A 216-nucleotide genomic window follows, 5' to 3' on the forward strand; every position below is an offset into this window, starting at 1 on the left:
ATCATGCGTACTTCAATCTGGAGGGACATGCGGCAGGAAGTATCCATGATCATCGCCTGCAGCTTTTTAGTGACAAAGTGGCTGACCTCGATGAGGATGCTATTCCTACGGGGGCGCTAGTGTCTCTGGCGGGTTCGCCTTTGGACTTTACCAGCCCCGCCGCAGTCGGTGACAGGATGGGTGTCGATGGCATTGATCATGCGTGGATTTTAGCGG

The 216-nt window shown here is 54.6% G+C and carries 1 pseudogene; it reads left to right on the forward strand.

Annotated features, from left to right (window positions below):
- Positions 1-216, forward strand: a pseudogene (locus tag A3709_RS15850) (hypothetical protein); the annotation flags it as partial.

This window comes from Halioglobus sp. HI00S01, assembly GCF_001635445.1.
Taxonomy (GTDB): domain Bacteria; phylum Pseudomonadota; class Gammaproteobacteria; order Pseudomonadales; family Halieaceae; genus Halioglobus; species Halioglobus japonicus.